The following is a 20,672-nucleotide window of genomic DNA, read 5'->3' as shown; positions in this document are numbered from 1 at the left end:
TTGTCGCACGCTACGATGACGCCCATGACCTCCGCCCCTGCCTCCACCCCCCACCACACCAGCGCGCTCGTGCTGTTCTCCGGTGGGCAAGACTCCACCACCTGCCTGGCGCACGCGCTCTCGCGCTACCCGCGCGTGGAAACCATCGGTTTCGACTACGGCCAGCGCCACAGCGTGGAAATGACCGCCCGCCTCAACGTGCTGCGCGAGCTGCGCCAGCGCTTCCCGGCGTGGTCGCAGCGGCTGGGCGAAGACCACGTGCTCGACCTGGGCGTGCTGGGCAAGGTCAGCGAGACCTCGCTCACGCGCGACATGGCCTTTCGCATGGAGGAAAACGGCCTGCCCAACACCTTCGTGCCCGGGCGCAACCTGCTGTTCCTCACGCTGGCCGCGGCCCTGGCTTACCGGCGCGGCATCCAGGTGATCGTCACCGGCGTGTGCGAAACCGACTTCTCGGGCTACCCCGACTGCCGCGACGACACCATGAAAGCGCTGCAGGTGGCGCTCTCGCTCGGCATGGACCACCGCTTCCTCATCGACACCCCGCTGATGTGGATCGACAAAGCCGCCACCTGGCGCCTGGCGCACGAGCTGGGCGAAAACGCGCTGCTGGTGGGCGGCGGCAACGCGCTGGTGGACCTGATCGTGGAGCACACCCACACCTGCTACCTGGGCGACCGCGAGCACCGCCACCCCTGGGGCTATGGGTGCGGCGGATGCCCGGCGTGCGAGTTGCGGGCGAAGGGGTGGGCGGCCTACGCCGCGCCGGTGGCCTGATCAGGCCCCGTCGGCGCGGCTGATGTCCAGCCGGTACCGCGCCCCGCCAGTCGCCGCCTCATCGTTCGCCCGCAAGGCCCAGCGCTGCTGGTGGTGCGCGGCCAGCGTGGAGCGGTGGGCGATGGAGACGATGGCGCCGTGCGCCTGCTTCACCCGATCCACCAGGCGCTGGTAGATCGTGGCCTCGGCTTCTTCGTCGAGCGCGCTGGTGGCTTCGTCGGCCAGCACCCAGGCTGGCTTCTTGAGCATCACGCGCGCGATCGCCAGTCGTTGGCGCTCGCCGCCCGAGAGCTTCTGGCTCCACGCGTCCTCGCGGTCGAGCTGGTCGGTCAGCGCGGGCAGCAGGGCGGCGTTCAAGGCCTCGCGCAGGGCGTCGTCGGTGTAGTTCTCCGCCGGGTCGGGGTAGGCCAGGGCGTCGCGCAGGCGGCCGTCGGGGAAGTAGGGCCGTTGCGGGATGAACATGGTGTCCTCGGGCAGGCCCACGCGGCCCCGGGCGTGCGGCCAGATGCCGGCGAGGGCGCGGAACAGACTGGACTTCCCGCTGCCCGAGGGGCCGTGCAGCAAGACGGTGTCGCCGGGCTTCACGTCCAGGTCCACGCCGGCCAGCAGCGTGCTGCCGCCGGGCAAGGCCACGCTGAGGTCTTGCGCGTGGATGCCAGCGGTCGAATCGTCGAGCGACAGGCCGTCGCGCGCCTTGGACTGTTGCGCCAGGCTGGCCTCGAAGCCCACCAGGCGGTCGGTGGTGGCCTTCCAGACCGCCAGCGCCATGTAGTTGTCGACCAGCCAGGACAGCGAGTCCTGCACGCGGCCGAAGGCAGAGTTGATCTGCATGAGCTGGCCCAGCTGGATGGCCCCGCTGAAGTAGCGTGGCGCGGCGACGATCATGGGAAAGATGATGGCGGCCTGCGAAAAGAAACTGCTGAACCAGGTGAGCTGCTTCTGGTTGCGGATGAGGGCGAAGTAGTTGCCCATCACATCGCGAAATCGCACGTCAAGGTGGCGGCGCTCCACCTGTTCACCACCGTCGAGCGCGATGGATTCGCTGTACTCGCGCACGCGCACCATGTGGTGGCGGAAGTTGGCTTCGAGCATCTGCTGCTGGAAGTTCAGCCGCACCTGCGGCCGGCCGATCCAGTGCGCGATGGCGCTGCCCACCGCGCAGTACAGCACGGCAGCCCACACCATGTAGCCGACGATCTCAAGCTCGCCGCCGCCCAGGAAGCCGGGCAGCGGGACACTGATGGAGCCGCTGAGCGTCCAGAGGATGCCCACGAAGCTCACCAGGGTGATGAGGGCGTTGAACATGCCCATGGACAGCGAGACGGTGTAGCTGGTGAAAAGGTTCAGGTCTTCCTGGATGCGCTGGTCCGGGTTGTCGGGGTTGCCGTTTTCATCGGCGGTGAAGCGCGCGAGCTCCATGCGGTAGAAGGCCTTGTGGGCCAGCCAGCGGCCCATGTAGTGGTCGGTGAGCCAGACGCGCCAGCGCAGCTGGAGGATCTGCGTGAGGTAGAACTTGTAGACCGCGAGCACGATGTAGATGAGCGCGAGCCAGCCAAAGCGCCCGATCTGTTGCCAGAACACGGGCTGGTCCTTGGCTTGCAGGGCGTCGTAGAAGACGCGGTACCACTCGTTGATCTGCACCAGCATGTAGACCGTGCCCAGGTTGAGCAGCACCACGGCCAGCAGCAGGCCGCGCGCGCGCCATTTTTCCTCTGACTTGAAATACGGCATGGCAAAGGCGCCAATGCCTTTGAGCGTGGGCCACAGCGAGGGTGGGCGGGTGGCGGCGGGGGCGGAGGTCGTCATGGGGAGGCCCTGGGCTGGTCGGGCGCGGACAGCGCCCGGTGATGGCGGATCGTAACGGGTCGCCCGGCGGGCTCGCTGAGGCCGGGCTTATAAGACCCGCACCGCACGAAGTAGCCCTTCCAGAGGCATCGAAGGTCCGGCTCCGCCGGCCCAAGATGCCGTCCCCCCTCGAAGCGGCGCAGGGGGGTGCTTTCAGCTGTTGCTGACGCCGCTGGCCACATGCCCGGCGGGCACGTGCAGCGCCGCCGACTCGATGTGGCCGGTCTGGTCGTCGAAGAAGAAGTCGGGCTCGAACTCGCGCAGGAACTCGCCTTTGGGCAGGCCGCCGAGGAACATGGCCTCGTCGACCTCGATGTTCCAGTTCATCAGCGTGCGGATGGCGCGCTCGTGCGCCGGGGCGCTGCGCGCGGTGACGAGCGCGGTGCGCACGCGCATCATCGGTGTGCCCTCGCTCTGCAGGCGGTGCAAGGCTTCGAGCAGGGGCTTGAACGGGCCGCCGGCCAGCGGCAGCGCGGCCTTGCTGGCCTCGTGCTCCTGGAAGGCCGAGAGACCCTGGGCCTGGTAGACGCGCTCGGCCTCGTCGGAGAACAGCACGGCGTCGCCGTCGAAGGCGATGCGCACCTCGTTGGGGTGCTCGCTGCTGGCGTGCACCGATTGCGGGTACACCTGCGCAGCGGGCACGCCGGCCTCGAGCGCGGCGCGCACGTCGGCCAGGTGGGTGGAGAGAAACAGGTTGGCGCGCAGCGGGCGCAGGTAGCGCCAGGGCGGCTGGCCGCGCGTGAAGCTGCCGCGCTGGATCGGCAGGCCGTAGTGCTTGGCGGAGCGGAACACGCGCATGCCCGAGACCGGGTCGTTGCGCGAGAGGATCACCACCTCCACCCGCTGGGCCTGGGCATCGTTGAAGGCGAGCAGCTTGTGCACCAGCGAGAACGCCACGCCGGGTGCCGCCGGCTGGTTCAGCCGGTCGAGCTGCATCTTCATGTAGGCGCGGTCGTCGCCGGTCTCGAAGAGGCGGTTTTCTTCCTCGAAGTCGAACAGGGCGCGGGAAGAGATGGCAACGACCAGCTTGCCTTCGAGGGAAACGCCCATGGCTATGAAACGAGTTGGTTGAGCTGGATGATGGGCATGAGCACGGCCAGCACGATCAGCATCACCACCAGGCCCATGCCCACGATCAGCAGCGGCTCCAGGATGGTGGCCATGTGCATGGCGCGGCGCTGCACCTCGTCGCCGAGCTGTTTGGCCGCGCGGTCCAGCATGGAGGGCAGCTGGCCGGTCTGTTCGCCCAGCCGCGCGAACATGGACACCAGCGGCGGGAATCGCTTCTTGCTGCCCAGGGCCGAAGCCAGGGGGGCGCCTTCGCGCACCAGCACCACGGTGTCGAGGGCGTCGGCGCGCATGGCCTGGTTGGAGAGCGTCTCGGCGGCGGTCTGCAGGGCGCGCAGGATGGGCACGCCAGCCGCCGCCAGCATGGCCAGCGTGGCCGAGAAGCGGGCCGCGTTGTAGCCGCGGGCCAGGCGGCCCACCAGCGGCAGGCGCAGCCAGGCGGCGTCCATGCGCAGGCGGATGGCCTCGTTGCGGCGCGCGAACACGACGCCGCCGATGCCCAGCGCCAGCAGGGCCAGCATGAACCAGCCGTAGGTGCGCACGAAGTCGCTCAGGCCCAGCATCACCACGGTGAGAAAGGGCAGGGCGCGCTTGCTCCCGGCGAACACGTTGGCCACCTGCGGCACCACATAAGACACCAGGAACACCACGATCACGATCGCCACCAGCGTGACGATGGCGGGGTAGAGCGAGGCGGCGACGATCTTGTTCTTGAGCGCTTCGCGCGCCTCCAGGTCATCGGCCAGGCGTTCGAGCACGGTGCCCAGCAGGCCGCTCTGTTCGCCAGCGGCAATGACGCCGGTGTAGATGGGCGAGAACTCGCGCGGGTGCTGCGAGAGCGCGCGGGCAAAGGTGGATCCACCGTTGACCTCGGAGCGCAGCGAGGCCATGAGGTTGCGCTGTTTCTCGTCCTCGGATTCTTCGGTCAGGGCGGACAAGGCGCGTTCCAGCGGCAGGCCGGCCGCAACGAGCCCGGCGAGCTGGCGCGTCCAGACGGCGAGGGTGGTGGCACTGAAGGCGCGGCCGCCCCAGAGCGTGATGTTGAGGCCCTTCGCGGCCGAACTGCCTTGCGCGCCAGCGGCCGGCTCCACCAGCAGGGGCACCAAGGCGCGCGCGCGCAACATGCTGCGCGCGGCGCGCGCGGTGTCGGCGTCGATCAGGCCTTTCTGCGTGGCGCCCTGGGCGTCCAGGGCTTCGAAGGTGTAGGCAGGCATGTCAGGTTCCGACGCAGGGCCGCCCCAAGGCGGAACAGCCCCCTCGGGGGGCAGCGACCCGCACAGCGGTGGCGCGTGGGGGCTTCATCCTAGTCTCGGGTGACGGACATCACTTCTTCCGGCGAGGTGATGCCCGCATCGATCAGGCGCTGGCCGTCAGCGCGCATGGAGCGCAGGCCGGCGTCTTCCGCCGCCACGTACACCTTGCTCTCGGCCGCGCGGTTGTGGATCAGCGCGCGAATGGTGTCGTCGGCCACCATCAGCTCGTAGATGCCGGTGCGGCCCTTGTAGCCGGTGTGGTTGCAATGTTCGCACCCCACCGGATGCCACAGGCCTCTGTCGTCGGCGCGCCGGCAGTGCGGGCAGAGCTTGCGCACCAGTCGCTGCGCGAGCACGCCCAGCAGCGAGGAACTCAGCAGGAAGGGCTCCACGCCCATGTCGGTCAGGCGGGTGACGGCGCTGGGCGCGTCGTTGGTGTGCAGCGTGGCCAGCACGAGGTGGCCGGTGAGCGAGGCCTGGATGGCGATCTGCGCGGTCTCGAAGTCGCGGATCTCACCGATCATGATCACGTCCGGGTCCTGGCGCAGGATGGCGCGCAAGGCCTTGGCGAAGGTGAGGTCGATGCGGGCATTGACCTGCGTCTGGCCGACGCCGGGCAGTTCGTACTCGATCGGGTCTTCGACCGTCATGATGTTCTGGGCGTTGGCGTCCAGGCGCTGCAGCGCGGCGTACAGCGTGGTGGTCTTGCCCGAGCCGGTCGGGCCGGTCACGAGGATGATGCCGTGCGGCTGCCCGATGAGCTTGCGGAAGGCGTCGAGCACGTCGCCCTGCATGCCCACGGCCTCCAGGCTGAGCTTGCTCTCGCTCTTGTCGAGCAGGCGCAGCACGGCGCGTTCGCCGTGCGCGCTGGGCAGGGTGGAGACGCGCACGTCCACCGCGCGGGTGCCGATGCGCAGCGAGATGCGCCCGTCCTGCGGCAGGCGCTTCTCGGAGATGTCGAGCTCGGCCATGATTTTCAGGCGCGAGATCAGCGCCGCGTGCAGCGCGCGGTTGGGCTGCACCACTTCGCGCAGCGAGCCGTCGACGCGGAAGCGCACGCTGGAATGCCGCTCGTAGGGTTCGATGTGGATGTCGCTCGCCCCATCGCGTGCGGCCTGCGTGAGCAGGGCATTGAGCATGCGGATGATGGGCGCGTCGTCGGCGGTTTCGAGCAAGTCCTCGATCGCCGGGAGCTCCTGCATCATGCGGCTGAGGTCGGCGTCGCTCTGCACTTCGCTCACCACCGCGGCGGCGCTGGACTCGCCCTGGGCATAGGCCGCGCTGATGCGCTGCTTGAGTGTCTCGCCGCTTTCCCAGCGGATGTCGTTGACGGGGTGCACACGCAGGATTTCCGTCAGCGCCGAGAGGCGCCGCGTCTGCGCGCCCGAGTCGGTGGCGGGCGTGCTGCTGCCCAGCAGGGTCAGCGTGGAGCCGTCGTCTTCGATCAGCCAGTGGTGTTCGCGGGCGAAGGCGTAGGGCAGCGGGTACTTCACGGCCGCCGCCTCACTGCCGGGGCGCCGTGTTCTGCGGCGCCGGGTTGACCGGTGGCGTCGTCTGCGGATCGGCCAGCGAGCGCACCGGCGCGGTGCCGTCCGGCGAAGGGGCGCGCGGGGGCAGCTGCGGCGGCATCACGGGCGCTTCGTTCACGCCCAGCACGCCGCTTTGCCGGGGCTGGGCGTCCTTCTGCACCGAACGCATGAGCTCGTAGCGGTCAAGCGCCAGGCTGCTGGTCTCGCGCCCGTCGCGCATCACCACGGGGCGCAGGAACACCATCAGGTTGGTCTTCTTGCGCGAGCGGGTTTCGCTGCGGAACAGGTTGCCGAAGACGGGCACATCACCCAGGCCGGGCACCTTTTCCTGGTTGCCGGCGTATTCGTCCTGCAGCAGGCCGCCGAGCACCACGACCGCGCCGTCCTCGACCAGCACGGTGGATTCGATAGTGCGCTTGTTGGTGATGAGGCCGGTGGTGGAGTTGACCGAGGAAGGCACGACGTTGCTGACCTCCTGGTAGATGGTCATCTTGATGGTGCCGTTCTCGCTGATCTGCGGCTTGACGCGCAGCGTGAGGCCCACGTCCTTGCGCTCGATGGTCTGGAACGGGTTGACCGAGCCATTGTTGCCACCGCTGCCGGTGTTGGTGAACTGGCCGGTGACAAAGGGCACGTTCTGGCCGATGACGATCTTGGCTTCTTCGTTGTCCAGCGTGAGCAGGTTGGGGGTGGAGAGCACGTTGCCCTCGCCGTTTTCCTGAAGGAAGCGAGCGAGGAAACCCAGCACGTACACGCCGTTGGTGCGGCGCGCCAGGCCCAGGTTCATGCCGGAGGCCGGCGTGGCGTTGCCCTGGGCGAGCTCCAGGATGTTGCGCCCGCCGGTGCCGAAGTTGGTGCCCAGCAGGCCGATCACGCGGTCGCCCGAGTTGCCGAGCGCGCCTTGCCACTGGATGCCGAACTCGGCCGCTTTCTCGGCGTTGACTTCGGCGATCAGGCTTTCCACGTAGACCTGTGCGCGGCGCGAGTCGAGCTGGTCGATCACGGCGCGCAGCTGGCGGTATTGCGGCTCGGGCGCGGTGATGATGAGCGAGTTGGTGGCCGGGTCGGCCTGGATCTGGCCACCGGTCGAGGGTGAGCCGCTGGGTGTCACGGCGGCGGTGGCCGCGTTGTTGTTGGCGCTGGCGGTGCCCGTGGGCGTGAGGGCCGCGCGGTTGAGTGGGGAAGAGGCCCCGCCACCCAGGGTGCCGCCACTGAGCCCGCCCGAGGACTCGCCGGCCAATGCGGCGCGCAGGGTGGTGGCCAGCGAAGTGGCATCGGCGTTCTTGAGGTAGACGACGTGGATGTTGCCGCTGAGCTTGTCGGACGAGGGTTGGTCCAGCCGGGCCACCAGCGAGCGCACCAGTGTCAGGCGGGCGGGGTTGGCCGCGCGCAGCACCAGGCTGTTGCTGCGCGGCTCGGCCACCAGGGTGGTCTTGTAGGACTGGTCGGCCTGAGCGCCGCCGCCGGTGGTGGCGGGGTCGATCAGCCGGGTCACGAGCGCGGCCATGTCGGCCGCCACGGCGTGTTGCAGCGGGATGATCTCCACGTCGGTTGCGCCGGCCACGTCGAGCGAGGCAATGATGCGGCCGATGCGCTGCAGGTTGTCCGCGTAGTCGGTGATGACCAGCGAGTTGTTGCCCGGGTTGACGTTGATGGTGTTGTTCGGGCCGATCAGCGGGCGCAGCACGGGCACCAGGTTGTTGGCCGATTCGTGGTTGAGCCGGAAAATCTGCGTGACCACGGTGTTGGAGGCGGGCAGGGCCGATACCGACCCGGCGCTCACCACGTTGCCCTGCAGCTTGGCGTCGGCCTCGGGCACGATCTTGTAGAGGCCACCGGTGTCCACCAGCGAGAAACCTTGCAACCGCAACACGGCCGCGAACTGGTTGAGGGCGGCGGTCGGGGTGACGGGGCGCTCGGTGACGAGGTTGACGGTGCCTTTCACGCGCGGATCGACCACCACGTTGCGGCCGGTGATGGTGGCCATGGTGCGGGCCACCGCTTCGATCTCGGCGGCGACGAAGTTGAGGGTGACGGGCTCATTGCTCGCGGCCGGCGCGCGTGCGGTCTGCGAGATGCCGTTGCCCGACAGCAGGCACAGGACCAGTGCCAGCGCCGTGAGCGCACCGCCGTGGGCTGCACGGCCCGGGGCGACACGGAGTGGGTTCGGTTTCATGATCGGATCGTATCTTGAAGTGGGTAGAAGGGGCGCGCTCAGTTGTCAGCCAATGTTGAGCAGCGAGCGTGGGCCTTGGCGGCGGCCCATGATGTTGAGCAGATTGCCCAGCGCAGCTTCCGCTTCGGGCGCGGCCTCGGCCACGCCTTCGAAACGCAGCCGCCCGCCGACCCAGCGGCCCGCGCCTTGCAGCTTGAGCGAGCCGCTGAGCGTTTCCAGGTTCAGCGTGGTGGTGTTGCCGTCGGCGTCGGCCCGCATGGTCATACGGTAGCTGCCCAGGGGGCGCAAGGTGGACAGGCGCGAGGCCAGGTCGAGCGCGTCGATGGCGGCCTCGCCTTGCACACTGGCGCGGCCTTCGTCCCAGCGCAGGGTGAGCCCGGCGGTCTGCAGGGCCAGTTGGCCCTCCACGCGCAGGGTGTTCCAGGGCGTGCCCAGGCCGCTGAGCAGTTCGGCCGGCCACAGGCTGGTGGAGCTGGCCACGCGCAGTTCGCCGCCCCCCAGGCGGGGAATGAAGGTCATCGCCAGGGGCTCGGGGGTGCAGCAGGGGGCCATGAGGCGCAGCGCCATGGCGGGCGATCCCGAGGCCAGGCGGGGCAGGAGCTGCCACTGCAGGCCCTGGGGCAGCGCGGTCTGGGTGCGGCTGCCTTCGCCACCGGTCAGCACCAGATCGGCCTGGCCGTTCCAGACCGTGCCCCGGGCGTTGACCAGTTGCAGCTGGCCCTGAGTGGCCGAGGTCACGCTGCTGGCCAGCCAGCGCGCCGGCGCGAAAACGATGACGGCAACGAGCAGCCCGAGCAGACCGCCGATCCAGGCCAGGCGGATGGGCCAGTGGCCGTTCATGGCGACCCACCCAGGCCTGGGCCGGTGAGAACGATGGTGCCGCTCCAGCCGGGGCTGCCGGGTTCGCGGTGGATCTGGCTGTCCACCGGCAGAAGGCGGGCGTTGATGCGCACCTGGGCCAACCACTGGGCCAGGGCCTCGGGGGGGGTGTTGCGCAGGGTCAGCGTGGCGCGCTCGCCCAGCACCGAGAGCTGGCCGGTGCCTGACAGGCCGTTGGTGGCGGTTTCGGTGGCTCGAAGCACCTCGTCGCGCCCCGGAGGCTGGGCGGTGCTCTGGCTGCGAAGGGTTTCGGCGGTGGCGGCCATGCGTTGCATCTGCGCGAGCTGGGCGTCGAGCCGGGCATGGCGCGCGGGGGCCTGGCGCAGCGTGTCCAGGGCGGGGGCGATGGCCACCCACCACACCAGGCCAGCGCCGATCACCCAGGCGGCGATGGTCACGGCGTTGCGCTCGCGGGACGAGAGGCGGGCCAGCGCCACCGAGAGGGCCAGGGTGAGCCTGGCGAGGGGCGTGGGGGAGGATGGGGCGGTGGCCATGGTCAGGGTTCCGGCGGGCGCAGGGCCAGCTCATTGCCATCGAAACGCACCCGCCAGCCGCTGTTCTGCAGCGACTGTTGCAGGGCGCGCAATTGGTCCTGGGTGGCGCGCCAGCCGGAGAAACGGCCTTCGCCTGTGCTGTACGCGATGGTGGACGGCAGCAGGGCTTCGCCTGCCGAAGCCTGGTCGATCGCCGCCAGCAGGGTTTCCAGGTCGCCTTCGGAGAGGGCGCCGGTGGCCTGTTGCAGACGGGCGACCTCGCGCTGCATCTGCACGGGTGCGTCAAGCACCAGGGTCACCTGTGGGAAGCTTTTCTGCAGGGTCTGCACCACCGCTTTCTGCTTGGCCTCCAGGCCGCTGCGCTCGTGCCAGGCGGCGGCGTTCAGGCCGACCAGCTGCACGCCCACCAGCGCTGCCAGGCCCCAGCGCGCCGGCCGCCAGGCCGGGGCGTTGCGCCATTGCCGCAAGCTGCGCTTGAGCCGCTGGCCGCGCCGTGCGCCCGCCGAGAGGCTGAGGTCGAACTGCGCCAGGTTCCAGTCGGACTGGGCGCAGCGCAGCAGCCAAGCGGGCTGGGCGACGAGTTCAAAGCGCTGCTGCAGCATCTGCTCCGCCTGCCCCGCCACAGTGGGGTCGGCCAGCCAGACATCGTATGCACCGGGCTCGCCCGGCGCATCGCTGGCCGGCGGCATGAGGGCGGTCACGACCATGTCGCCCGCCGTGCCGTGGCCCAGGGGGGTCTCGCGCAGCGGCGTGCAGCTCACGCCAAGCAGGCCGGCGCTGCCCAGCCAGATCTCACCGTTCTCGTTGTAGGCCCAGTGGATGTTGGAGGGGACGTCCAGTGCAAAGCTGCGCGAGGCACCCGGCGTGGCGCCAGGCGCTTCAGAGGGCACCAGCGGCCACAGGGCCGGCGCGATGCGCCCGGCCGGGCGTGCCGCGCCCTCAAGGATCTGCAGCCAGCCGCGCAGCCAGACCTTGTGGCAGGCGGCGACCCACACCGTCTGGCCCGAACGGCCGCCGGGCTCCAGGGCGAAGTGCAGGTCGGCCGTGTCGGCCAGCAGGCGGTCTTCGAGCAGGCCTTCGAGGGCGGCCCGCAGGCGCGCCGTGGCGACCTTGGGCAAGGCAACCCGGTGCCAGGAGACGGCGCGCGGTGGCAGCACGAGCACCACGTCGTCATCCCGTGGCAGCAGCGCGGCCGCGCATTGACCGTGGTCGGTGATCTGCTGGCCATTGGTGGACGTGGCCCAGTCGAAAAGGGCCGTGGGTCCCGCCGGGGGCGCAGCGGAGAAGTCCGAGGGAGTGACGATCAGCACGGTGATGCGGTCATGCGAAGGTGTTACAGGGCAACGAATCTCTCATTCTAGAGACCCTGGATGACTCTCAGGGGCCTGATGTGCACCAGGAAGACACGCCGTTTCAGCGCCGGGCGAAGCGCTCGCGCCAGTTCACCCGCACGTCGAGGTTGTTTCGCACGACGAGAGAGCGCTCTTCGATGATGGTGTCGTCGAGCCTCAGGCGCCCGCGCACCTCGAAGTGGTTGCTGCGCACTCCGTGGTACAGATCAGACAGTTGACCCGTCATGGCGGGCACCACGGCGCTGGCATCGGCCAGGCTTTTGAACGGTTCGCGCGCTCGGGCGCTGGTAATTTGCCGGGCCTGCGCCATGTCCAGGCCTGGCACGCTGGCGCAGATGGCCTGGGCGCTGGCCGTGTTGAGGTTGAGCGTGGAGCGGGTGGGCAGCACGGTGACGTGGGGCTCGAGCACGGCCAGGCTGTTGCGGCTGATGCCCAGCCAGCCCAGCTGCGCGTACTTGCGAGGCAACAGGGCGGTGCGGGAGGGCAGGGGGTCGCTCAGCGCAAGGCTCATGGAGGTGCGAAGCTCGTTGGCGGCGGCGTTGAGTTCCGACACAGGCAGCCCGAGTTGCTCGTACAGCTTGGCGAAGCTGCGCATGTCGGCTTCGGAGAGTTCGACCTTGGCCTGGGCGCCCGCGCCGACGGTTCGCACCACGTTCATGAAATTCATGCGCGACTGCATGTCGATCACCTCGCCCGAGAGAAAGGCCTCCAGCATGCCGTCGGTGTTGTTGCTCTTGTCGGCGGCGAGAAAACTGGAAAGGCGTGCCTCTTCCAGCGGCATGGCCCAGGGCTCGCCCAGGTGGTCGGCGTTGCCGCTGCTCTGGTTGTCGCGTGCGTCCTCGCGCAGGATCAGGCGCGCCCAGTCGAGCGCGCCAGTGAGCACCCAGCCGGCCTGCACCCGGCGACGCTCCGCCTGCTCGACCTCGGCAGAGCGCCATTGCTGCCAGAGCGCGGCCGAGGCCAGGGTGGCCACCAGCGTGACGACGAGCATGGCCAGCAGCAGCGCGGCGCCTCGTTGTTGCCGGCGCAGAGGATTCATCAGCGCCCCGCTTCCAGGGTCGGGCGGACCCAGTCGCGCACCAGGCTGCCACTGAGGCCCTCACCGGTGCCCAGCACGAGTTCCAGGCGCACGCCATTGGGCACGCTGCCGGTGCGTGCGCCCTCGGGCCCGCCCACAGGCTCTTCATTGCCCGTGGACGACTGCGGGTTGCCCCAGGTTTCTCCCCGGTGGTAGAACAGCTGCCAGTTGTCGATGCCGAGCAGGGCAATGGCGCTGTCGGCGCTGGCATTGCCCGCCTGGGAGGGCAGGGTGCCGCGGCCCCATTCGCCAGCGCGTTGCCATGCGCGCGCCAGTTCGTCGCGCCTCAACAAGGGGCCGGACTGCCAGCGCACCCATTGGCCGCTGGCGTTGATGCTCGATGAAATCTGCGGCAGGCCTGCGAGGGCCACGCCGGTCAGACGCGCCCAGGCCACGACGCGGATGCCACGGCTGTCCAGGCCGGTTTCGCCGCTGTCGCGCCGCGTCATGCGCAGCACCTGGCCGTTGAAGTCGAGCGCGTTGACTTCGCCGGTGTCGATCAGCGCGTCCAGGTCGGCGGCCCATTGGCCCATGGCGGCCTGCATGCGCAACAGGTCGTCGGCGCGCTGCTGGGTGATTTTCTGCGTGCGCGTCATGCCGTCGAGCGAGCGCCAGCTCAGCAGCGCGAGCATGGACATCACGACGATGGCCACCAGCAACTCGACGAGGGTGAATCCGCGCTCGTGTTTCATGATGCTCAATACCGGCCCATCACGGTGGAGAGGCTGAGCAGGCGCACGCTCACCCCATCGACGGCGGCTTCGACGACCGTGTCCACGCGCCGGAAGTTCGGATTGGGCGTGGGCAGCACCGACAGGCGCACGCGCATTTCACGGCCGGCCTGCGTGCACACGCTGTCGGTGTCGCCCGTACCGGGCAACTGGCGCTGCAGGCGAAGGCGGGTGAGTTCGTTCTCGGCGCAGAGTTGAGCGAGCCATTGATCGCTTTGGCGGCCAGATGCGCGGGTGAGCGCGCCGGTGGCCTGCAGCCCGGCGGCCAAGGTGATGGCGACCACCGCGAGGGCGACGAGCACCTCGATCAGGGTGAAGCCGCGCAGGTGCCTCATGGCGTGGCAGCCAGCACGGTGAAGGGCGAAAGCCCGTCGGTACCGAGCGTGATGCGGCGGTCCCCCTGGACCAGCATCACCCGCTGTGCCGCGATCAGCGGCTCGGGTCCCAGCACCAGGGTCTGTGCCCCGGGTGGCTGCAGCACCTGGGCCTGCGTGTCCTGGTTGAGCCAGGGTCGCGGCCCGGCGAGCGAGCCTCTGGCCTGGGTCGGCAGGCCGATGAACTCAAAGCCTTGCGGCAGGCTGCGCCAGACCACCGGCAGCCCGCTCGTGCGCGATTGGGCGCGGGCAGATTCGAGCATGGCAGTCAGCCGCAGGCCCTCCCGCTCCAGTCGGGTGGCGCCGTCGTCGCGCATTGCCACGGTCACACCGGCGGTGGCGAAGGCCACGATCACCAGCACCACCATGAGTTCGAGCAGGGTGAAGCCGCGCGCCTTGCTGGCCATGATCAGTGCAACCGCGCTGTCTGCGTGAGGTGGGCGGGCGCCGTGCAGGCCCGCCCGCGGCAAGGCCGGCCCTCTCGCTGGGCGCCGTCCCGCGCAACTGCAGAGCGCGGGGGAATGCTCACTGCCAGCTGCCGATATCGGCATCCTTGCCTTCGCCGCCGGCCTGCCCGTCGGCACCGAGCGACAGCACGTCCACTTCGCCCCTCAGGCCGGGGTTGATGTACTGGTAGGGACGGCCCCAGGGGTCGCCCGGCAGTTTGTCGAGGTATGGGCGCCAGTTCGGCGGCACGGGGCCGGCGGTCGGCTTGGCCACCAGAGCGTTGAGGCCCTGCTCATTCGTCGGGTAGCGCTGGTTGTCCAGGCGGTAGAGCTTGAGCGCCTGCATCAGGTTGTTGACGTCGGTCTTGGCGGCGGTCACGCGCGCATCGTCGGCGCGGTCCAGCACGTTGGGCACGATCAGCGCAGCGAGCACGCCGATGATGACCAGCACCACCATGAGTTCGATCAGGGTGAAGCCGCGTTGCAGGTGGCGGGCCAGGCGAGCCGCGAAGGCCGGCGTGCGCAGGGTGGGGGTGGTCAGGTGTGGCAAATCAATCTCCCGCGAACAAGGGCCTGTGAAAGGTCCTCAAGGGCAAGGCCGGAAACCGGTGGTCGTCGATCATAATGCGCCCATATGAACAAGGCACCCGCGTTCGGCCATTCCGGCTTCCTGATGGAAAGCCCGGCCGCCCTCCAGACCGCAGGGCGGCGGGGGCCGACCATCGCAGCAGGCCTCCTGTGGCTGGCGGCGGGGCTCAGTGCGGGTTACTGGGTGTTGCTGGCCTGGGGCCGCTCGCCCGTGACCCCGGTCTCTGCCATGGCGCCCGCTCAGGTGGCGGTCGACACGGCTTCGGTGGCCCGCTCGCTGGGCGCGATTCCCGCTGCCGTGTCCACGGGTGCGGTGGCCAGCGCAGCGCCGCCCCGGTACAGCTTGCTGGGGGTGGTTGCGGTCGGTACCCGGGATGGTGCCGCGCTGATTGCGGTGGACGGTCAGCCGCCACGGCCCTACCGCCTCGGGGCCTCGCTGGACGGCGGGCTGGTGCTGCAATCGGTCTCGCGCCGGGCGGTGCACCTGGGCCCTTCGCTGGAAGCGCCGGCCTCGGTGGAACTCACCTTGCCCGAGACGGCCACGCCACCCTGAACGCGGGCTCAGCGCTCGAGCAATCCCTGCGCCGCGAGCAGCAGGGGCCACGCCAGGAGGGCGCCGGTGCCCTGGCCCATGCGCATGCCCATGTCCAGCAGGGGCTGGGCCTGCAGATGGATCAGCATCAAACGGTGTCCGCTTTCGGCCGAGCGGTGGCCAAACACCAGGTAGTCGGCCACGGCCGGCACCAGGCCGCGCGCCACGAGGGCGGCTGCGCTCGCCACGTACCCATCCACCAGCACCACCCGCCGTTCGGCCGCCGCCTGCAGCATGGCGCCAGCCATCATGGCGATCTCGAACCCACCGAGCGCAGCCAGCGCGTCCAGCGGCCCCAGCGCCTTGCGGTGGCGGCTGGCGGCAGTCGAGAGCTTTTCAATGCGCTGGGGGTGCGGGTCGTCGTGAGGCCCTGCGGCATGAAAATCGTCGCGCCCGCAGGCATCGGACAGCGGCACGCCACACAGGCGGGAGAGCAGCAGGGAGGCGCTGACGTTGTTGGCCACGCCGATGTCGCCCAGTGCAATCACGTTGCCGGGCAGATGGCGCACCACGTCCATGCCCGCGTGCAGGGCCGAGACGGCCTGCGCCTGTGACATGGCCGGGCCCATCATCAGGTTGCGGGTGCCGTAGCCGATCTTGCGCAGCAGCAGTGGCGCTTTGCGCCGGGCGTCGTCTGGAAGGGTGATGTGGGAAGCCACGCCGGCGTCGACCACCGTCAGGTCGAATCCGTGCATCTGGGCCAGGGCATTGACCGGCGCCGCGCCGAGCAGCAGTTGCAGGACGTGTTCGCAGGTCATGGACTGGGGCATTTCCGACATGCCCTCATCGGCAACGCCGTGGTCGGCCGCGAACACGACCAGCTGAGGGGAGTCGAAAACCAGCAGATCGAACGGCAGGGGGCTGCCGTGCTGGATGCGCGCCAACTGCAGCACAAGGGCTTCCATGCGACCGAGCGAGTGCTCCGGCATGCCTTCAGGTGCCAGGCGCTGCATCACCGAGTGATCCAGCAGCGTGTCCGTCGTCGCCGCGATGTGGGGCAGCCTCAGGTTCGCGGGTAACTCGGGCGCCCGTCGGGTGATCGGTTCGAAGACGGGATCGAGGGCCATGGTGGGTGGTCAGCTTTTGAGGAAGAGACGGTACACCGGATTGCTGGTTTCTTCCACGTACGGATACCCCAACGTGTCCAGAAACTTGTCGAATGCCTTGTGGTCCTTTGCCGGCACCTGAAGCCCGACCAGGATTCGGCCGTAGTCAGCGCCCTGGTTTCGGTAGTGGAACAGGCTGATGTTCCAGCCCGGACGCATCAGGCTCAGGAACTTGAGCAACGCGCCCGGCCGCTCCGGAAAGACGAATCGCAGCAGTCGCTCGTCGTGGGCCAGGGGAGAATGCCCGCCCACCATATGCCGGATGTGTTCCTTGGCCAGTTCGTCGTGCGTGAGGTCCAGGGTCTTGAAGCCATGCCGGATCAGATTGGCGGCGATCTTGGCGGACTCACCCTTGCCGTGGGTGGTCAGGCCCACGAACACATGGGCCGCGCTGCCGTCGTGGATGCGGTAGTTGAACTCGGTCACGTTGCGCGGGCCGCCCGGGAGCTTCTCGATCGCTTCGCAGAAGCGGCGGAAGCTGCCGCGTTCCTCAGGGATGGTGACGGCAAAGAGCGCCTCGCGCTCCTCCCCCACTTCGGCGCGCTCGGCCACAAAGCGCAGCCGATCGAAGTTCATGTTGGCGCCACAGAGGATGGCGGCATAGGTCTGGCCGCGCGTCTTGTGCTGGGCCACGTACTGTTTGATGGCGGCCACCGCCAGGGCGCCCGAGGGCTCGACAATGCTGCGGGTGTCCACGAACACATCCTTGATCGCCGCGCACACCGCATCGGTGTCCACGGTGATGTACTCGTCCACCAGATTGCGCGCGATGCGGAACGTCTCTTCACCGACCAGTTTGACCGCCGTGCCGTCGGCGAACAAGCCGACATCGGCCAGCGTGACCCGCTCTCCGCCCTTGACAGAGCGCAGCATCGCGTCCGAATCGGTCGTTTGCACCCCGATCACCTTGATTTCGGGGCGCACGGCCTTGATGTAGTTGGCCACGCCCGAGATGAGACCGCCACCGCCGATGGCCACGAAAACGGCGTCCAGGTGGTCCGAGCCCAGGCTCTGCAGCTGGCGCAGGATCTCCATGGCGATCGTGCCCTGGCCTGCGATCACGTCAGGATCGTCGAACGGGTGCACGAAGGTGAGGCCCTGTTTCTTTTGCAGGGTGAGGGAGTGGGTGTAGGCATCGGAATAGCTGTCGCCGTGCAGCACCACTTCGCCGCCAAAGCCGCGAACGGCGTCGATCTTGACCTGGGGTGTGGTGGTCGGCATCACGATCACTGCCCGCGTTCCCAGTTTGCGCGCACCCAGTGCCACGCCCTGGGCATGGTTGCCCGCCGAGGCACAGATGACACCCTTCTTCAGCTGCTCGGGCGACAGGTGTGCCATCTTGTTGTAGGCGCCGCGCAGCTTGAAGCTGAACACGGGTTGCTGGTCTTCCCGCTTGAGCAGCACTGTGTTGTGCAAGCGTCGGCTCAGGTTGTTGGCTGGCTCCAGGGCGGATTCCACGGCGACGTCATACACCCGGGCGTTCAGGATCTTTTTCAGGTAGTCCGCCGGGCCCATGGTGGTGGTCGACGAGGCTTTGGGGGTGTTGTTGTGTTGTGTGGGACGGGCTGACGGCATGGTATTCCTCGCTGCACATCATATCGGGGGCGAAAAAAAGCCCGGACTGGCAGAACCAGACCGGGCTTGAATCCACCCGTGGAGGGTAGAGGAGACAACCGTAAATACAATGGCGCCAGTATAACGCGCTCATGCTGCATTGCAACATCGCGAAACCGTGTTTTTGCGATTTTTAGAGCGCTGACCCCAATACCGTTGGTTATTTAACGACTGGACCTTTCATGGAATGCACCGTCACCTGGACCGGCGCTGCCGGCACCCGTTCAAACATGGGCTTTGTGGCCGAGACTGGCAGCGGCCACGTGATCGCCATGGATGGCGCTCCCGATGAGGCGAAGCCAGACAACGGGGGTGCCAACCTGGCGGCCCGGCCCATGGAAACGGTGCTGGCAGGCACCGGTGGCTGCACGGCCTACGACGTGGTTCTCATTCTCAAGCGGGGCCGCCACGACGTGCGCGGGTGCAGCGTGAAGCTGGTGACCGAGCGCGCGCCCGTCGACCCCAAGGTGTTCACCAAGATCCACATGCATTTCACGGTGACGGGGAAAGGCATTCCGGCAGCAGCGGTGGAGCGCGCCATTGCCATGAGCCACGACAAATACTGCTCGGCCAGCATCATGCTGGGCAAGACCGCCGCGATCACCACCAGCTTTGATTTGCTGGAGGCCTGAGTCCAAGTACCGCGCTGGCGCGCCGCTCAGATGCGGTGGGCGACCGTGGTCATGACCTTGGCCGCCATGCGCATCACTCCTTTGACCGGGGCTGGCAGTTCCGTCGCCCCTGCTTGCTGAGCCTCGCGCGCGTGCCGGGCTTCGTCGTCCTTCATTTGCGCGACGATGGCTCGGGAGGCTTGGTCCTTCGCGGGCAGGCGGTCCATGTGGCTTGCGAGGTGGGCTTCGACCTGGCGTTCCGTCTCGACGACGAAACCCAGGCTCACACCGGGTCCCACGCGTCCGGCGATCAGCCCAAGGCCGAAGGCCCCCGCATACCAGAGCGGATTGAGCAGCGAGCGCCGGGCGCCCAGCTCGTCCAGGCGCGCCTGGGTCCACGCGAGGTGGTCGGTTTCCTCACGTCCTGCGGCCTCCAGTTGGCGGGCAAGGGCCTCATTGGGCGTTCCGCCGGTTCCTCGGGGCCAACGTGCCGCCAGGGCCTGCGCGGTGTACAGCGCCTGGGCACAGACCTCGCCAACATGGTTCACCCGCATCAAGGCGCCCGACAGCTCGCGCTCTTGCGGTCCGAGTTCCGCGTCCGTGGCCCGCTCGGGCAGGGTCGGGCATTCGCGCGTGGCCCTTGGTGAGACGAACAGGGTCCTCAAGGCGGCATCGGCGGCGGTCAACAGGGCGTCGGTGGTGTTGGGCATGGTTTGGGCTGGAAGGGATCACCAGGGCACATGCTGCCATGGATTGCGTGTCGGGAATTCTTCCATGCGGTTGCCCCTGTCGGTTTCCTGGGCTGAACGTCGAAGGACGGGGATCATGATTCCAGAGCCTATCCATATGCGGGTATCTACTAACAACGTGGCACGTGTGCAACGGATGCACCGCCATGAGGCGAGAAAAGCCGTCACTACCATGGCGCCATCGGAAACTTTCTGATGCAATTAGCGAAGCTTCCTGGATGGAGGTTGGCTCGGTGGCAAAGACCCCCGGCCCTTATTAACCCTTGGAGAACCCTTCAATGAAAAAGACCCTGATCGCTCTGGCCGCTGTGGCAGCCACCGGCGCCGCATTCGCACAGTCGACCGTGACCCTGTCCGGTACCGTTGACGTTGGCCTCGAGAAGCGTTTCTCTGGTGATGCCCTGCGCATGACCGCCAACCGCAACGGCACCAGCAACTGGACCCTGGCCGGCACCGAAGACCTCGGCGGTGGCCTGAAGGCCGTGTTCCAAGTGTCGACCTCGTTCAACAGCGACACCGGCACCGTGTCCTCCACCGATGGCCTGGGCAACAACGGCATGTTCGTTGGCCTGACCGGCGGCTTCGGTACCCTGCGCGCTGGCCGTCCGGTCAACACGCTGTACGGCAACGTCCTGCTGGCCAACGGCACGAAGGGTGTTTCCGTGCATGACGCCAACACCGTGCTGGGCGGCAACGCCACTGCCTCGGCCAAGACCTCGAACGCATCGAGCTCGGTGTATGTGCCCAACGCGGTGCAGTACCACTCGCCCCGTTTCGGCGGCGTGCAAGTCCAGCTGGAATATGCACCTTCCGAGTCCACGGCTGTGGGCAACAAGGCTGGCAAGGCCATCGGTGTTCGTTACGACGGCGGTCCTCTGAGCGCCACGTTCGTGAACTACACGGGCGCCACGGCAGCTGCCACCACGCTCAAGGCTGTGAACCAGTTCGCTGTTTCCTATGACTTCAGCGTCGTCAAGGTGTTCTTCACCATCCGTGACCAAGGCGGCCTGGCCTCCGATCAAGACAACTCCTACGCGTTGGGCCTGACGGCTCCCGTGGGTCCTGGCCTGATCTACGCTTCGTTCAACAACAACGAGCAAGTGGGCGACGACGGCCGCACCATCATCGCTGGCTACAAGTACTTCCTGAGCAAGCGCACGCAAGCCTACGTGAACGTTGCACGCCGCAACGCCGCTTGGGTCCCGGCAACGGTGACCGGCGCTGGCGGCAATGGCGCCAAGTCCAGCACCGGCTTCGGCTTCGGTCTGCAACACAACTTCTGATCGTCTCGCTGGCTTCAAGCCAGCTTGTGCAGATGTTTGAAAGCCACCTGTCTCCGGACAGGTGGCTTTTTTGTTTTCTTGGCCAATCGAAAGCCGGCAACGATGTTGCACCCCTGTGTTGTTGCAC

General features: G+C 68.2%; 20 protein-coding genes. 4 read left to right on the top strand and 16 right to left on the bottom strand.

All coding sequences use genetic code 11. From position 1 onward, the window contains the following. The first annotated feature begins 24 nt into the window (after nt 1–24). Nucleotides 25–777 (top strand): 7-cyano-7-deazaguanine synthase QueC, encoded by a 753-nt coding sequence (gene queC, locus KIT86_RS09255; RefSeq protein WP_297397520.1) that lies wholly within the window; start codon nt 25–27, stop codon nt 775–777. Here queC and KIT86_RS09250 read toward each other — a convergent pair whose 3' ends face one another. From KIT86_RS09250 to gspG, 13 genes are all read right to left on the bottom strand, one after another. Then, nucleotides 778–2,508, bottom strand: a complete 1,731-nt coding sequence (locus KIT86_RS09250; protein ID WP_297397583.1) for an ABC transporter ATP-binding protein/permease — start codon at nt 2,506–2,508, stop codon at nt 778–780. A gap of 267 nt (nt 2,509–2,775) precedes the next feature. Then, nucleotides 2,776–3,672, bottom strand: coding sequence for a 5'-nucleotidase (locus KIT86_RS09245; RefSeq protein ID WP_297397518.1), 897 nt, complete (start codon nt 3,670–3,672; stop codon nt 2,776–2,778). Nucleotides 3,673–3,674: 2 nt separating this feature from the next. After that, nucleotides 3,675–4,904: a type II secretion system inner membrane protein GspF gene (gspF, locus tag KIT86_RS09240; RefSeq protein WP_297397516.1), complete on the bottom strand. Its 1,230-nt coding sequence runs from the start codon at nt 4,902–4,904 to the stop codon at nt 3,675–3,677. Nucleotides 4,905–4,993: 89 nt separating this feature from the next. Beyond that, nucleotides 4,994–6,436 carry a type II secretion system ATPase GspE gene (gene gspE, locus KIT86_RS09235; RefSeq protein ID WP_297397514.1) on the bottom strand — a complete coding sequence of 481 codons (1,443 nt, stop codon included), beginning with the start codon at nt 6,434–6,436 and terminating at the stop codon, nt 4,994–4,996. Between the two features lie 10 nt (nt 6,437–6,446). Further along, the gene (gene gspD, locus KIT86_RS09230) at nt 6,447–8,648 is read right to left on the bottom strand and encodes a type II secretion system secretin GspD (protein WP_297397512.1); all 2,202 of its coding nucleotides are present in this window, start codon (nt 8,646–8,648) and stop codon (nt 6,447–6,449) included. A gap of 45 nt (nt 8,649–8,693) precedes the next feature. Beyond that, entirely contained in the window at nt 8,694–9,488 is a 795-nt protein-coding gene (gene gspN, locus KIT86_RS09225; RefSeq protein WP_297397510.1) for a type II secretion system protein N, read from the bottom strand. After that, a complete protein-coding gene (gene gspM, locus KIT86_RS09220; RefSeq protein ID WP_297397508.1) occupies nt 9,485–10,021 on the bottom strand; it encodes a type II secretion system protein GspM in 537 nt (178 codons plus the stop codon). Before gspM ends, gspN begins: the two co-directional genes overlap by 4 nt. A 2-nt stretch (nt 10,022–10,023) precedes the next feature. Next, the gene (gene gspL / locus KIT86_RS09215) at nt 10,024–11,331 is read right to left on the bottom strand and encodes a type II secretion system protein GspL (RefSeq protein WP_297397507.1); all 1,308 of its coding nucleotides are present in this window, start codon (nt 11,329–11,331) and stop codon (nt 10,024–10,026) included. 103 nt (nt 11,332–11,434) lie between these two features. Beyond that, nucleotides 11,435–12,412 (bottom strand): type II secretion system minor pseudopilin GspK, encoded by a 978-nt coding sequence (gene gspK / locus KIT86_RS09210; protein WP_297397506.1) that lies wholly within the window; start codon nt 12,410–12,412, stop codon nt 11,435–11,437. After that, nucleotides 12,412–13,143 (bottom strand): type II secretion system protein J, encoded by a 732-nt coding sequence (locus KIT86_RS09205; protein ID WP_297397581.1) that lies wholly within the window; start codon nt 13,141–13,143, stop codon nt 12,412–12,414. Before KIT86_RS09205 ends, gspK begins: the two co-directional genes overlap by 1 nt. Before the next feature lie 5 nt (nt 13,144–13,148). Next, entirely contained in the window at nt 13,149–13,517 is a 369-nt protein-coding gene (gene gspI, locus KIT86_RS09200; RefSeq protein WP_297397504.1) for a type II secretion system minor pseudopilin GspI, read from the bottom strand. Beyond that, on the bottom strand, nt 13,514–13,963 hold the full coding sequence (locus tag KIT86_RS09195; RefSeq protein ID WP_297397502.1) for a prepilin-type N-terminal cleavage/methylation domain-containing protein: 450 nt from the start codon (nt 13,961–13,963) through the stop codon (nt 13,514–13,516). The genes gspI and KIT86_RS09195 overlap by 4 nt, the downstream gene beginning before the upstream one ends. A 118-nt stretch (nt 13,964–14,081) precedes the next feature. Then, a complete protein-coding gene (gene gspG, locus KIT86_RS09190) occupies nt 14,082–14,528 on the bottom strand; it encodes a type II secretion system major pseudopilin GspG (protein ID WP_297397579.1) in 447 nt (148 codons plus the stop codon). A gap of 108 nt (nt 14,529–14,636) precedes the next feature. Here gspG and KIT86_RS09185 point away from each other — a divergent pair, with 108 nt between their 5' ends. Continuing rightward, nucleotides 14,637–15,143, top strand: a complete 507-nt coding sequence (locus KIT86_RS09185; protein WP_297397500.1) for a general secretion pathway protein C — start codon at nt 14,637–14,639, stop codon at nt 15,141–15,143. A gap of 8 nt (nt 15,144–15,151) precedes the next feature. On the opposite strand, the gene KIT86_RS09180 is transcribed toward KIT86_RS09185, so the two are convergent. After that, nucleotides 15,152–16,249 (bottom strand): nicotinate-nucleotide--dimethylbenzimidazole phosphoribosyltransferase, encoded by a 1,098-nt coding sequence (locus KIT86_RS09180; protein WP_297397498.1) that lies wholly within the window; start codon nt 16,247–16,249, stop codon nt 15,152–15,154. 9 nt (nt 16,250–16,258) lie between these two features. Further along, nucleotides 16,259–17,863 carry a threonine ammonia-lyase, biosynthetic gene (ilvA, locus tag KIT86_RS09175; RefSeq protein WP_297397496.1) on the bottom strand — a complete coding sequence of 535 codons (1,605 nt, stop codon included), beginning with the start codon at nt 17,861–17,863 and terminating at the stop codon, nt 16,259–16,261. A 221-nt stretch (nt 17,864–18,084) separates the two neighbouring features. Between ilvA and KIT86_RS09170 the strand changes: the two genes are divergently transcribed. Then, a complete protein-coding gene (locus tag KIT86_RS09170; RefSeq protein ID WP_297397494.1) occupies nt 18,085–18,534 on the top strand; it encodes an OsmC family protein in 450 nt (149 codons plus the stop codon). A gap of 26 nt (nt 18,535–18,560) precedes the next feature. Here KIT86_RS09170 and coq7 read toward each other — a convergent pair whose 3' ends face one another. Continuing rightward, nucleotides 18,561–19,223 (bottom strand): 2-polyprenyl-3-methyl-6-methoxy-1,4-benzoquinone monooxygenase, encoded by a 663-nt coding sequence (coq7, locus tag KIT86_RS09165; protein WP_297397492.1) that lies wholly within the window; start codon nt 19,221–19,223, stop codon nt 18,561–18,563. A gap of 317 nt (nt 19,224–19,540) precedes the next feature. On the opposite strand from coq7, the gene KIT86_RS09160 reads away from it, so the two are divergent. After that, on the top strand, nt 19,541–20,545 hold the full coding sequence (locus KIT86_RS09160; RefSeq protein WP_297397490.1) for a porin: 1,005 nt from the start codon (nt 19,541–19,543) through the stop codon (nt 20,543–20,545). Nucleotides 20,546–20,672: the final 127 nt, after the last annotated feature.

It is taken from the genome of Hydrogenophaga sp. (assembly GCF_026125825.1).
Classification (GTDB): Bacteria; Pseudomonadota; Gammaproteobacteria; order Burkholderiales; family Burkholderiaceae_C; genus Hydrogenophaga.
This window is presented reverse-complemented; position numbering and strand designations above follow the sequence as displayed.